Here is a 13,130-nt window from a genome sequence, read left to right as displayed (position 1 = left end):
CAGGCAGGATCAGCGGGCGGTGGCGAGATAGTCGTGCACCACCTCGCCGAGACCGAGCGTGAGGTCGGCGACGAAATGCACGGCCGAGACGACTTCGAGCACCGGCAGGCGGCTGACGTCGGCCATCACATGGGCATGGAGTTCCAGCGCTGCCGGGGCCGTCCAGGCCTCCTTGAGCGTCACATCCGTGAGGTGGTAGCGCACGAGTTCGCAGATCCGCGGCGACCCGTCGACATGGGGGATGATCTTGATGAGGAAGTTCGGCGCGGCGAGCGAGTCCAGCACGGCCTGCCGGTCGGCAAGGCGATGCTTGTAGCCCATGGTCCCGGTCGCGCACAGCACGCTGCCATAATGCAGCGTCCCCACGATGACCTCGCCCTCATGCACGATCCTGGGCGTCGCCAGCTTCTTGGGAAAGCCCCACAATTCGCGCCCACCGGCAATGGGGGCATCGTCGTCCAGATACATCGAATGCACATAGGCACCGTGCTGGCCCTTGTAACGCACGGGAATGACCTGCCCTGTCTCGGTGTAGTCACCGAAGCCGGTTGAATCAGGCATGCGGATGAACTCGTATTTGACCAGCGGCTCGTCGATCTCCAGCGGCGCGGGAACCACGGCCTCCAGCGCCTCGCGCGTCGTGCGATAGGTGATGATGATGTATTCGCGATCGAAGAAGCGGTAGGGGCCGGGCGGGAAGGAGGGATTGGTCAGCGGCATGGCATAGGCGCGCTTGACGACGTCGGCTTGGTCCACGGGATGTCCTTCATGAGAAAGCAGGGAAGGGATCGCCGCTATGTTGCACGGCAGCATGACAGGTCCGTGTCCGCCGCGCACAGGGCCGAACTGTAATAAGGGCGACATCTGGCCGTGCCAGCTTCCGGGCCGGTGGCACGTCGATGCCGCGCCTTCCCGCCTTCCTGTCTCATGAGATGAATATGGCCCAATTGTCTTCCCGCAATGCCCTGGTCACCGGCTCGACCAGCGGCATCGGCCTCGCCGTCGCCCGCGCTCTCGCAGCCGAAGGGGCCAATATCACCATCAACGGTTTCGGCGATGCAGACGCCATCGAGCATGAGCGGGCCGGCATCGAGAAGGATTTCGGCGTGAAGTGCCGCTACAGCGGCGCTAACATGATGGTTGGGGCGGAGATCACCGCCATGATCCATGAGGCGGAGGAAGCCTTCGGCAGCCTGGACGTCCTGGTCAACAATGCCGGCATTCAGCATGTCGCGCCGATCGACGAGTTTCCGGATGACAAGTGGGAGGCGATCACCCGCATCAACCTGATCGCCTCCTTTTATGCGATCAAGGCGGTGCTCCCCGGCATGAAAGAGCGCAAATGGGGGCGCATCATCAACACCTCGTCGGCCCACGCGCTCGTCGCCTCACCTTTCAAATCGGCTTATGTTGCCGCCAAGCATGGCGTGACCGGCCTGATCAAGACGGTGGCGCTCGAGGTTGCCGAGCACGGCATCACCGCCAATGCCATCGCCCCCGGCTATGTCTGGACGCCGCTGGTGGAAAAGCAGATCCCCGACACGATGAAGGCGCGGGGCCTGACCGAGGAGCAGGTCAAGCACGATGTCCTGCTGGCCGCTCAGCCGACCAAGGAGTTCGTCACGGTCGACGAGATCGCGGCTGTCGCGGTTTTCCTGTGCAGCGATGCCGCCCGGCAGATTACCGGCACCACCTTGCCGGTCGACGGAGGCTGGACGGCGCAATAGTACGGGTCATCCCGGATCTATGCCGCAGCATCTCATACTGCAGCGCGTCCGGGATGACACGAAATTCAGCCGCGGACCACAACGACGCGGGTGCCGACCTTTACACGATCGTAGAGGTCGGTGACGTCGTCATTGGTCATGCGGATGCAGCCCGACGACACGGCCTGGCCAATGGTCTGCGGCTCGTTCGAGCCATGGATGCGGTAGAGCGAAGAACCGAGATACATCGCACGGGCGCCAAGCGGATTCTGGATGCCGCCAGCCATGTAGGCGGGCAAGTCCGGCCGGCGTTTGCGCATCTGTGGGGGCGGGGTCCAGCCCGGCCATTCCGCCTTGCGCGAGATGCGGTGCGCACCGCCCCATTCGAAGCCTTTGCGGCCGACGCCAACGCCATAACGCAGTGCCGTGCCATCATCGAGCACGAGATAAAGCCGTCGTTCCGGCGAATTGATCACGATGGTCCCGGGCTTCTCCCGACCGTTGTAAGCCACCACCTCGCGTGGAATCGGCGAGACGGCGGCAACGGCGCCGGCATTGGCGGGCTGGCGTGGGCCGCCGAACAATTTCTCGAAGATACTGGCCGCATTCGCCGAGCTTGAGGCGATGCCCAAGCTCGACACCAAGACCAGGCCGGTCAAAAGACGACGCATGTTGAAGCCCCGAATGGTCCGATCGAAATTCTTCGATCTCATTGTAGTCGACGCAATAAACTGCGCTTCGATCCTTGGATTCTTCAATCGTTGCCTGAGTGTTTACAGGCAACCGTCACATGAAAATCGAAGGCTGTGTCCTCTCAACAACACATGGCGGGGCGCCGCTGTGCGTATCGACACGCGCCGGTCAGGTATTGGTGCCGCCGTCTATGGTATAGGCGCCGCCGGTGGCATATTGCGCTTCCGGACTGGCGAGCCAGGCGACGAGACCGGCGATCTGCGCAGGTTCGCCATATTTGGGGATCGCCATTGCCATCCGTGCCTGGGCGGCACGATCGGTGGAGGCCGGGTTCATGTCGGTATCCGTCGGGCCGGGGTGGACGATGTTGACGGTGATGCCGCGCGCGCCGAGGTCGCGGGCCATGGATTGGCTGAGGCCCGTGAGGGCGGCCTTGCTCATCACGTAGAGACCGATGCCGGCGCGTCCGACGCGTCCGACCAGATTGGATCCGATGGAAATGATGCGCCCGCCTTCGCCCATGTGCGCGGCGGCGGCCTGGGAGGCAACGAAGGCGCCGCGCACATTGGCGGCAATGATGTGGTCGAAATCTTCAAGGGTGACCTGCTCTACGGTACCGCTGGTGAAGATGCCTGCATTGTTGACGAGGATGTCGAGACGGCCGAACGCGGCAGCGGCCTGGTCCACGGCGCCCCGTACGGCCACGGCGTCGGCGCTGTCGGCCTGGAGTGTCAAGGCGCGCTGGCCATTCGCCCGGATTCGATCCGCGACGGCCTCGGCACTGTCGGTCCGGCTGGCATAGGTAATCGCGACATCGGCGCCCAGTTCCGCCAAGCGCACTGCGATGGCAGCGCCAATACCGCGACTTCCTCCGGTCACGATGGCTGCCTTGCCCGACAGGGTCTTGATCATGATCGCCTCCTTGGTAAGATGTTCGCCTTACCTAGCAGATGATTTAGGTACGACGCAAGGCTTACCTTTGGAGTGTTTTCCATGGCGGATCGCGAGGGCCATCCGGAACCGGAGGAGATGCAGCTCGGCCGCCTCATGGCTGCTCTGGCCGACCCGTTGCGGCGGCGCGTCGTTGCCGAATTGGCGCTGGCGCCGGAGGGTACGGCGCGCAGTTGCGCCTCTTTCGGTTTCGATGTCAGCAAGGCGACGCTGACGCATCATTTCCGGGTGTTGCGCGAAGCCGGCCTCATCCGGCAGGTCGATCGCGGGAACAGTCGCATCGCCAGCCTGCGCCGACAGGATGTCGAGGCGCGTTTTCCCGGACTGTTGAGCCTGGTTGCAGCGGATATCGAAGACGTGTCGCGGCGGCCTGAAGCCATTCTGGCCAGATCTTGACGCTGTCTGGCAATCGCGCCAGCTGCCATCACGGTGCGCGTGACCTATGAGAATGGCAGCCCCACAGTAGGAGACGATCATGAGCCTGGTCAGCGCCATCCCCGCAGCACCACCCCATCATGCCATTGCGCATTTCGAGCGGCGCCTTTCGGTCGAAACCGATTGTTCCGACGTGGCCCAGGCGCTTGCCTCGGGGGAACGGGACTTCGTTCTCCTGCATGTCGTCGGGTCGCCGGAAACCTTTCGTCGCCGGCACGTTCCGGGGGCCCTTCATTTGCCGCATCGCGAGATCGATGCGGAGCGCATGGTACAATGGCCTGCCGACACGCTGTTCGTGGCCTATTGCGCCGGGCCGCATTGCAATGGCGCCGACCAGGCCGCCCTCAAGCTCGCTCGGCTCGGCCGCCCGGTGAAGATCATGATCGGAGGCCTCACCGGCTGGGCCGACGAGGGATTGGCCTTCGCAGATGGGGAGGGGTGAAACTCATCGGGAGGCAGGTCTTCGGACCCGCCTCTTCCATTCGGCGGGCGTGGAGATATCAGGCTGATCTGAAGACCAGCCGCCCGTTACGGCCCCGCCTTGAACAGCGCGAACTCGTCTGCCGTCACGCGGTCGAGGTGGTCTCGATAGGCTTGATAATGGCGATGGGAGGGGCCGATCCGGCCGAAGGAGAGATCGTCCTCGCGACCGGGCAGAATCGGGACCAGTGCGATGGCGGCCGAGACGGGCGTGAGCTGCGTGCCTCGGCCGGCGCGCAACGAGGTGAGAATGCCGTACATCTCGCCCGTGTTCATCGGCCGGCCGACCACGGCCACTCGATATTGGCCGCTGATGGAGGTCACCAGATAGACATGGCCTGATTGGTTCGGCACCGAGACTTCGCCCGCCTGGTTGAAGCCGGTGTCGAGGCGCTCGGCTTCGCGGAAGATCAGGCGGGACGTGCTGTCGTTCCAGGTGATTTCGGTGCGGTAGGCGAAAACCGCGCCAGCCTCGCCGAAGGACGGACGCAAGGTGAGATAATTGCCGGTGAGCCAGGACACGGCCGCCTTGGTGTAGGAACCCAGATGCTCCGGTGCCGTCCCGCCTCCCTGGACGGTGGTGGGGGCCGCAACATGATCAGTATGGCGCAGGCCCGTATCGAGCGCCTCCTCCAACCGAATGACGGTTGCCAGCGTGAAGGGACGCCGGCCGGACAGCGCCTTCTCCAGGGTCGACAGGCTGATCTTGGCCTTCTCGGCCAGGGTCTGCCGTGAAATGCGCCGGCGCGCCAGGGTCTCGCGGACCGCGAGCGTGATCTGGTGGGCTTGCTCGCTGGAAAACTCGCTGTCCGACGTCACGGGGCTGATCCTGCTGGTGCGATCACGCTGTATCCAGGCCTGACGGCAGGCCATCGCGCACAATCACGTACAAAACCGGACATTGCCGCAGGAGTTCACCGCCGGCAAGGCGCTTTGTGACGGTTTATGCCTAACAAACGCGATTAATGAAGCTCGTACGCACAGTCCTCGCAGGAGCAGAACGGAACGAGGCCGCATGAGGCCCGACAGCGTTCAACGAGGACGACATGAACATGAACCAAGCGGTTGCCGGCCGCCAAACCGGCAGACGACGGCATCCTCATTCCGGTATCGGTCGTGCAGCGCTGGTCGCGCTCGCCGAACGTTTCCTCATGGCGGTGTTGATCCTCGCGACCTTCCTCATCTTCGTGGTCGGCGCCTATGCCGCTCCCCGCATCACCGTCGACGACGTCAAGGCGGGTTCGCTGTTGATGCGCACCGAGGATCCCGGCAGCTATGTCGAGGCCGTCAGGACGGCCACAGACGTGCAGCTCAATGTCAGCGGCCCCACCATCCGCGCCACGCTGACGCAGATGTTCCACAACCCCAGCAAATCCTGGGTCGAGGGTGTCTATGTCTTCCCGCTGCCCGATGGGGCCGCGGTCGATACCATGAAGATGGTGATCGGCCAGCGCGTCGTGGTGGCCGACATCAAGGAAAAGCAGCAGGCCAAGCTCGTCTACGAGCGTGCCAAAGCCGAGGGCAAGAAGGCGGCACTGGTCGAGCAGCAGCGGCCGAACATGTTCATGAACTCGATCGCCAATATCGGCCCCGGTGACACGGTGGTGATCCAGATCGAGTATCAGGAGCCGGTGCGCCAGGCCGACAACACTTTCTCGCTCCGCGTGCCGCTGGTGGTGGCGCCGCGCTTCTCGCCGAACGCGGTCGGCGCCGGCTCGGCCCAGACCGTGACCTTCCAGGACAAGTCGGGCTGGGGTGCCGCTACGCCGGCTCCAGCGTCGAGCCAGGTACCGCAGGCACCCGTCCTCGACCCACGCGAGAACGCGCCGGTCAATCCCGTACAGATCCGTATCGATCTCGACGCCGGCTTTGCGCTGGGCGAGGTGAAGAGCGCCTTTCATCCCATCAACATCACCGACAAGGGACCTCAGGTCCGCCATATCGAGCTGGCTTCGGGATCGGTGCCGGCTGATCGCGATTTCGAGTTGACCTGGCAGGCCCAGCCCAGCCAGACGCCCGGCGTCGGTTTGTTCCGCGAACGGGTCGGCAGCGACGATTATCTGATCGCTTATGTCACGCCGCCCAGCCTCAAGACCGCGCAGGCCGACCAGCGTCCGCGCGACGTCACCTTCGTAATCGACAATTCCGGCTCGATGGGCGGCACCTCCATCGAGCAGGCCCGGGCCAGCCTGGGCTATGCGCTGAGCCGCCTGTCACAGGCCGATCGCTTCAACGTTATCCGCTTCGACGACACCTTCACCAACCTGTTCGGCGGCACGTTGCCGGCCACGGCAGAGAACATCGCGCGGGCCCAGGACTATGTCTCGCGTCTCCAGGCCAACGGCGGCACCATGATGGTCGCGCCCATGCTGGAGGCCCTGAAGGACGACCATGTCGACGACCAGAATACCGCCAATCTGGGATTCCTGCGCCAGGTGGTGTTCATCACCGATGGCGGCATCGACAATGAGCAGGAACTGTTCGACACCATCGCCTCGCATCGCGGCCGCTCCCGTGTCTTCATGGTCGGCATCGGCTCGGCGCCGAATTCCTACCTGATGACCCGCGCGGCGGAACTCGGCGGCGGCGCCTTCATGCAGATCGGCTCGGTCGATCAGGTGCAGGAGCGCATGAAGCAACTGGTCGACAAGCTGGAAAGCCCGGCGATGACCAATGTCGACGTCGCCATCTCGGCCGGCTCCGCCGATGTGACGCCGCGCATCCTGCCCGATCTCTACCACGGCGAGACGCTGGTGCTGGCCGCGAAGGTCGGGCATCTCAAGGGCAATGTCGAGGTTCGTGGCCTCATCGACGGCAAGGGCTGGTCAGTCACGCTGCCGGTTGCCGGCGCCGCTGAGGGAGCCGGCATCTCCAAGCTGTGGGCGCGACGCAAGATCGACGATACCGAAGTGGCGCAGACACTGCGCCAGATCAGCCGCGAGGATGCCGACAAGCGCATCCTGGCTCTTGCCCTCGATCATCACCTCGTCACCCGCCTCACCAGCCTGGTGGCCGTGGACAAGACCCCGGTCCGCCCACGCGGCGTGCGCCTGTCCCGTTCCGACGTGCCGCTGAACCTGCCGGCCGGCTGGGATTTTGACAAGGTCTTCGGCATCAAGGGCGAGACGGCTGCCGACCGCGAGCAGCGCCAGGCCTTGCTCGATCTTGATGGCAGAAAGGTGCAGACGATCGATGCCTCGCGTACGATCAGCCTGCCGCAAACCGCCACTGACGCCGAACTGCGCCTGATCATCGGCGGCCTGCTACTCGCCGGCGGCCTTGGCTTCGGCTTCCTGACCCGCCGGCGCGGGGCTCCAGCATGATCGCGCTCAAACTCGAAAGGCTTCCGCCCGCAGCGGCGGGGCCTTCCTACCCTCCCCCGGAGGGGGAGGGTAGGTCTGACAGGCCTGGGTGGGGTGATTGCTCCACTTTGAGCGACGAGCCAAGCGGTGCGATAGGCCATTCCAAGAGGAATGGCCGACCCCTCCAGGGGAGGGTGCGGATTCTCCGCCTCATAATAACCGGTTTGCTGCTCTGCGCCGGCCTAGTCCTGGCAGGGCAGGGGGTGTGGATCCACACCAAGGCCTTCCTGGCCCAGATCCTGCTCGACCGGGCCTTCGACCAGTCCGTCGCCAGCGGCGCCATCGTCAAGCCCTGGTCCTGGCTGGATACCTATCCGGCCGCCCGCATCGAGGTGCCTCGCCTTGCCAAGAGCGCGGTGGCTCTTGAAGGGGCGAGCGGGCAGGCCCTGGCGTTCGGGCCGGCTCATGTCGCCGGTACGCCGGCCGCCGGGGAGGAGGGTACCGCCGTCTACGCCGCCCATCGCGATACGCATTTCGCCTTCCTCGGCGGGGTGCGGATTGGCGACGAGATCAAGGTCACCAACCGCGACGGCATCGCGGTTCGCTATCGCGTCACCGGTCACGACATCCGCCGCTGGGATGGTTCGGGGATCGACCCCGCCGCGCCAGGCCGTCATCTCGTGCTGGCGACCTGCTGGCCGTTCAATGCCGTCACCAGCGGCCCCTTGCGTTATCTCGTTTACGCCGAGATGGTGCAGGAAGGCATGAGGAAGATCGATTGAAGCGGCGCTCGCCATGATCTAGTTTGCTCACAAAACGTCCGAGGGGAGCGAACCTTGAGTGAACTGAACCGCCAGAACCGGATCATCGAGGTTCTGGGCAAGCGCCCCTTCCTCACGGTGCGTGACCTGCAGGGGCAACTGGGCGTCTCGGCCGCCACCATCCGGCGGGATATCGACAAGCTCGACCAGTCCGGCAAGGCACAGAAGGTCTATGGCGGTATCGCCGCGCTCGACGGTTCAGCCGCGCCAGGCCGTCATGCGGCCAAGCCTTATGACGAGAATCGCGACCTTGCCGTGGAAGCCAAGCAGGCGATCGCGGAGGATGCGGCAACTCTGGTGCGCGATGGCAATTCCGTCATCATCCATGGCGGCTCCACCTGCTTCTATCTCGGCGCGAAGCTCGCCCATCGCAATGTCCGCCTCTACACGAATTCGATGCCCCTTGTCGCCTTTCTCAGCGACCATGGCAGTTGCGGCCTGACGATCGCCGGCGGCGAATTGCATCGGGAGCCGGGCATCATTCACCCGACCGCTCCGGCACAGCCGTTCTACGCATCGAAATTCTTCCTCGGTGCCCAAGGCATCAGCCGCGACGGGCTGCTCGAATCCCATCCCCTGCTGGTGCGCACCATCATCGACCTGAGCACCAATGCCGACCAGGTCGTCGTGCTGGCCGATAGCCGGAAATTCGCCATCCGTGCACGCAGCGTCGCCCTGCCGCTTTCCCGGGTGGGCGTGCTCATCACCGATGACGGCTTGTCCGACCGGGATGCCAAGATGCTGGAGAATGCCGGCATCACGATCCGGATCGTTTCTCTTGCGCCCGATGCGGTCTGACTTGGCCGCGCGGTGGGCTTTGTGATTGAGATCAATCGAATTGGTGCTCAGGACGTTGCATGCGTTGGCGGTGCTACGCAGCTTCATGGAGGCGTTGGCTTGTCCTTATCATTGAAATATAAAAGATAAAATCAATTTCTCTCGTAAATTCGACTCTTGTAAGCGTGATGATTCTAGATCATGCGTGAGTTAATTATTGCACATTATGCGTTATCCCGCTTGCTGAAAGACGATTTTTGATCTAGTTGGGCGATATGTCTTACAAAAAAGCGTGAGGAGAGGCGCGGACATGGGGGAGACGCGGGTCGGCCGGATGGCGATCGCCACCGGGCAAGCCTTTCGGTCACGCCTGGGGCGTTTCATGGCGGCAGTCACTCGGAGGGCGCCATGACGGCCGTCGTCAGCCTTCGCGACATCTCCAAATCCTTTTCCGGCGTGAAGGTGCTGCGCGACGTCAATTTCGACGTGCGTCCCGGTGAAGTCCACGCTTTGCTCGGCGAGAACGGTGCCGGCAAGTCGACCCTGATCAAGGTGATCGCCGGCGTGCATCAGCCGGATACGGGTACGCTGACGGTCGGCGGCGAGACCGTCCGCTTCACCTCGCCACGGCATGCGCGCCGCCACGGCATCGCCACCGTCTATCAGGAGCTCCTGCTGTTCCCGGAACTGACGGTGGCCGAGAACATCTTCCTGGGCAATGCACCGCGCCGCAATTGGGGAGGGCTCGATTGGAGTGCGATGCGCCTCAAGGCTCGCCATCTCTTGGATTCCCTGGATAGCCATGATCTGGACGTGGATGCCAAGGTCGGCACCCTTTCCGTGGCCAATCGCCAACGGGTCGAGATTGCCAAGGCACTGTCGCAGGAGGCCCGCCTGCTGATCATGGACGAGCCGACGGCCGCCCTGGTCGAGGCCGATGTGCGCCGCCTGATGAGCGTGGTCAAGAAGCTGCGCGAGCGCGGCGTCGCCATCATCTACGTCTCCCATCGCATGCCCGAGATCTTCGAGCTGGCGGACCGGGTCACGGTGCTGCGTGACGGCAGCTATATCGGCACGCGCGACATTGGCGATGTGACCGAAGCCTCGCTCGTCTCGATGATGGTCGGCCGCTCGATCGAGCAGCTTTTCCCAAAAGTGGAGGCAACGCTCGGCGAGGTCGCACTCGAGCTGCGCGACGTGAGTTTCGGCCGCAAGGTGCAGAACATTTCGCTGAGCCTGCGGGCCGGCGAGATCTTGGGCCTCGCCGGCCTGATCGGCTCGGGGCGCACGGAACTGGCATTGACCGTCTTCGGTATCACCCCGGCCAGCACCGGCGATATCCTGGTCAATGGTCGCAAGGTGGTGATCGACGGCCCGCGCAAGGCCCGGGACCTCGGCATCGCCTATGTGCCGGAGGATCGCGGCTCCCAGGGCCTGGTGCGGCCGATGACCATCCGGGAGAACGTCTCGATGGCGGTGCTCGACAAGATGTCGAACGGCTTTTCCATCCGCTTCGGCGACGAGATCCGCCGCTCGGTGGAGGCGATCAAGCGCCTGGGCATCCGCACCCGCGGCCCCGAGCAGATCGTCGGTCAACTCTCCGGCGGCAACCAGCAGAAGGTCGTGCTGGCCAAGTGGCTGGAGGCCAATCCGCGCATCCTGATCATGGATGAGCCGACCCGCGGTATCGATGTCGGCGCCAAAGCCGAGATCTACACCCTGATGGGAGGGCTGGTGCAGCAGGGTGTCGCCATCCTGATGATATCGAGCGAACTGCCGGAGGTGCTCGGCATGAGCGATCGGGTCCTGGTCATCAATGGCGGGCGCATCGTTGCCGAATTCGATCGCACCCAAGCGACGCCGGATGCCGTCGGCGCTGCCATGACCAATGCCCAACCCCTGCAGGGAGTGGCCTGATGGGCGAAACTGCATCCTCCTCCGCCCTTGTGCCCTCGCGTGGTCCCCTGGCACGCCTCTTCGGCGGGCTCGGCCAGGAGATGGTGGTGCTCGGCGCGCTCGTGGTGCTGATCACCGCCATCGGCCTCTACAATCCGCGCTTCCTTGGTGCCAGCAACCTCAACGCCATCTTCGCCGGCAATGCCTATATCGCGGTGGCCGCCATCGGCATGGCCATGGTGATCATCTCCGGGCACATCGACGTTTCCATCGGCTCGCTGATCGGCGTGCTCGCCACCATTGCCGGCACGCTGGCCACCAAGGGGTATCCCATCTGGATCGCATGGCTCGTGCCGGTGCTGGTGGGCATCGCCATCAATGCTTTCGTCGGCGTGCTGGTTGCCTATGCCAGCATCCCTTCCATCGTGGTCACACTCGGCATGCTCTCGATCCTCAAGGGCGGGCTGATCCTGGCGACCAGCGGCAACTGGATCAACAACCTGCCGCCCGACTTCATGATCGCCCAGGCGAACTGGTTCGGCGTGCGCTCGCCGATCGTCATCATGGTGGTGCTGACAGCGGCCGTTGCCTTCTGGATGCGCTATTCGGCCTTCGGGCGTTCCATCTATGCCGTCGGCGGTAATCCCGAGGCCGCACGCGCGGCCGGCATTCCGGCCAAGCCCGTGACCGTTGCCGTCTTCGCCATTCACGGCTTTTTTGCCGGTCTGGCGGCGCTGCTCTTTGCCACGCAGCTGCAGGTGATCCAGTCGACGGTACCCCCCGGCCTCGAGCTCACCGTCATCACCGCAGCCGTGATCGGCGGCGTTTCCATCCTCGGCGGTACCGGCACGGTGATCGGCTCCACGCTGGCAGCCATGCTGTTCGCCACCATCACCTCGGCCTTGACCTTCATGCCCTATTCCAACGTGCTGGTGTTCTGGAAACAGGCGATCGTCGGCGTGCTCATCCTCATCACCGTGCTGGCGGATATGGTCCGCCGCCACCGCATGCTCTGAGGGGAGGGCAAGATGAACTGGCGTTCCCTCCTGCTTCGTCACGAGAGCATCCTGGCTGTGCTGCTGGCAGTGGTGCTCGTCTTCCTGGCACAATCGTCCGACAGGTTCCTCACCTTAGACAACCTGCTCAACCAGACCCGGCTGATGACGGAGATCGGGCTGATCGCGCTGGCGATGACCTTCGTCATCGTCACCGGCGGCATCGACCTGTCCGTCGGTTCGATCGTCGGCGTAGTCGCCATCGTGCTCGGCGTGCTCTGGCAGAATCTCGGCCTGCCGCTGCCGGTCGCCATCGTGCTGGCACTGGCGCTCGGCACCCTGTGCGGCGTCGTCAACGGCCTGATCATCACCAGCTTCAAGGTGCCGCCCCTGATTGCCACCCTGGCCACGCTCGCCCTCTATCGCGGCCTGGCTGAGGGCATCAGCCAGGCCCGGTCCGTGCGGGGCTATCCCGACTGGTTCCTGGTGCTGGGGCAGGGGCAGGTGCTCGACGTGCCGGTGCAGGTCTGGCTGCTCCTGCTGGCGGCGGTCGTGGCGGCCTGTGTCCTCGGCCTGACGGTATTCGGTCGCGCCACCTATGCGATCGGCTCCAACGAGATCGCCGCGCGCTTCTCGGGTATCGCGGTCGACCGTACCAAGATCCTGACCTACGGCGCCTCCGGTCTCTGCGCTTCGCTGGCTGGCGTGATCTTCGTCTCCCGGGTGACGACCACGCGCTCGGACATGGGGTCGGGCTGGGAGCTCGATGCCATCACGGCGGTGGTGCTGGGTGGCACCAGCATCTTCGGTGGCCGCGGCACCATCATCGGCACGGTGCTCGGCCTGGCCCTGATGCAGGCGTTGAAGAACGGCCTGCTGCTGCAGGGCTACAAGGGCGACAGCACCATCATCCTGATCGGCACGGCGCTGATCCTCACCGTATTGCTCAGCAATCTGGTTCCCCTGCTGAGCCGCATGGCCGGTCGCAAGCGGCAGGCCTGACGAAGGCCTTTCGGGCGGGGCTAGCGCTCCTGCCTGAAAGGGTATGCAAGTGTAAGACGTGCAATTTCAACG

13 protein-coding genes are annotated in these 13,130 nt (G+C 64.2%); 9 read left to right on the top strand and 4 right to left on the bottom strand.

What is annotated here, in order from left to right:
• Window positions 1–9: 9 nt before the first annotated feature.
• The gene (locus ACN6KF_RS12870; RefSeq protein ID WP_434957203.1) at window positions 10–756 is read right to left on the bottom strand and encodes an acetoacetate decarboxylase; all 747 of its coding nucleotides are present in this window, start codon (window positions 754–756) and stop codon (window positions 10–12) included.
• A 182-nt stretch (window positions 757–938) separates the two neighbouring features.
• On the opposite strand from ACN6KF_RS12870, the gene ACN6KF_RS12865 reads away from it, so the two are divergent.
• Window positions 939–1,727 carry a 3-hydroxybutyrate dehydrogenase gene (locus ACN6KF_RS12865; protein ID WP_434957202.1) on the top strand — a complete coding sequence of 263 codons (789 nt, stop codon included), beginning with the start codon at window positions 939–941 and terminating at the stop codon, window positions 1,725–1,727.
• Between the two features lie 65 nt (window positions 1,728–1,792).
• On the opposite strand, the gene ACN6KF_RS12860 is transcribed toward ACN6KF_RS12865, so the two are convergent.
• Window positions 1,793–2,377, bottom strand: a complete 585-nt coding sequence (locus ACN6KF_RS12860) for a L,D-transpeptidase (RefSeq protein WP_434957201.1) — start codon at window positions 2,375–2,377, stop codon at window positions 1,793–1,795.
• Between the two features lie 190 nt (window positions 2,378–2,567).
• A complete protein-coding gene (locus ACN6KF_RS12855) occupies window positions 2,568–3,314 on the bottom strand; it encodes an SDR family oxidoreductase (RefSeq protein WP_434959668.1) in 747 nt (248 codons plus the stop codon).
• 78 nt (window positions 3,315–3,392) lie between these two features.
• On the opposite strand from ACN6KF_RS12855, the gene ACN6KF_RS12850 reads away from it, so the two are divergent.
• Both ACN6KF_RS12850 and ACN6KF_RS12845 read left to right on the top strand, forming a co-directional pair.
• Window positions 3,393–3,746 carry an ArsR/SmtB family transcription factor gene (locus tag ACN6KF_RS12850; RefSeq protein ID WP_434957200.1) on the top strand — a complete coding sequence of 118 codons (354 nt, stop codon included), beginning with the start codon at window positions 3,393–3,395 and terminating at the stop codon, window positions 3,744–3,746.
• A gap of 79 nt (window positions 3,747–3,825) precedes the next feature.
• Window positions 3,826–4,227 (top strand): rhodanese-like domain-containing protein, encoded by a 402-nt coding sequence (locus ACN6KF_RS12845; protein ID WP_434957199.1) that lies wholly within the window; start codon window positions 3,826–3,828, stop codon window positions 4,225–4,227.
• 86 nt (window positions 4,228–4,313) lie between these two features.
• Here ACN6KF_RS12845 and ACN6KF_RS12840 read toward each other — a convergent pair whose 3' ends face one another.
• Window positions 4,314–5,093: a helix-turn-helix domain-containing protein gene (locus ACN6KF_RS12840; RefSeq protein ID WP_434959667.1), complete on the bottom strand. Its 780-nt coding sequence runs from the start codon at window positions 5,091–5,093 to the stop codon at window positions 4,314–4,316.
• Window positions 5,094–5,311: 218 nt separating this feature from the next.
• Between ACN6KF_RS12840 and ACN6KF_RS12835 the strand changes: the two genes are divergently transcribed.
• The 6 genes from ACN6KF_RS12835 (at window position 5,312) to ACN6KF_RS12810 (ending at window position 13,058) form a co-directional block, all read left to right on the top strand.
• The gene (locus ACN6KF_RS12835; RefSeq protein WP_434957198.1) at window positions 5,312–7,588 is read left to right on the top strand and encodes a marine proteobacterial sortase target protein; all 2,277 of its coding nucleotides are present in this window, start codon (window positions 5,312–5,314) and stop codon (window positions 7,586–7,588) included.
• Between the two features lie 179 nt (window positions 7,589–7,767).
• Window positions 7,768–8,349 (top strand): class GN sortase, encoded by a 582-nt coding sequence (locus ACN6KF_RS12830; protein ID WP_434959666.1) that lies wholly within the window; start codon window positions 7,768–7,770, stop codon window positions 8,347–8,349.
• A 54-nt stretch (window positions 8,350–8,403) separates the two neighbouring features.
• Window positions 8,404–9,186, top strand: coding sequence for a DeoR/GlpR family DNA-binding transcription regulator (locus ACN6KF_RS12825; RefSeq protein WP_434957197.1), 783 nt, complete (start codon window positions 8,404–8,406; stop codon window positions 9,184–9,186).
• Window positions 9,187–9,573: 387 nt separating this feature from the next.
• Window positions 9,574–11,082: a sugar ABC transporter ATP-binding protein gene (locus ACN6KF_RS12820; RefSeq protein WP_434957196.1), complete on the top strand. Its 1,509-nt coding sequence runs from the start codon at window positions 9,574–9,576 to the stop codon at window positions 11,080–11,082.
• Entirely contained in the window at window positions 11,082–12,077 is a 996-nt protein-coding gene (locus tag ACN6KF_RS12815; protein ID WP_434957195.1) for an ABC transporter permease, read from the top strand. The genes ACN6KF_RS12820 and ACN6KF_RS12815 overlap by 1 nt, the downstream gene beginning before the upstream one ends.
• Before the next feature lie 12 nt (window positions 12,078–12,089).
• The gene (locus ACN6KF_RS12810; RefSeq protein WP_434957194.1) at window positions 12,090–13,058 is read left to right on the top strand and encodes an ABC transporter permease; all 969 of its coding nucleotides are present in this window, start codon (window positions 12,090–12,092) and stop codon (window positions 13,056–13,058) included.
• Window positions 13,059–13,130: the final 72 nt, after the last annotated feature.

The organism is Labrys methylaminiphilus subsp. lupini, assembly GCF_051161885.1.
GTDB lineage: Bacteria > Pseudomonadota > Alphaproteobacteria > Rhizobiales > Labraceae > Labrys.
Note: the sequence above shows the minus strand (reverse complement) of the source record. Positions and strands in the feature narration are given on the sequence as shown.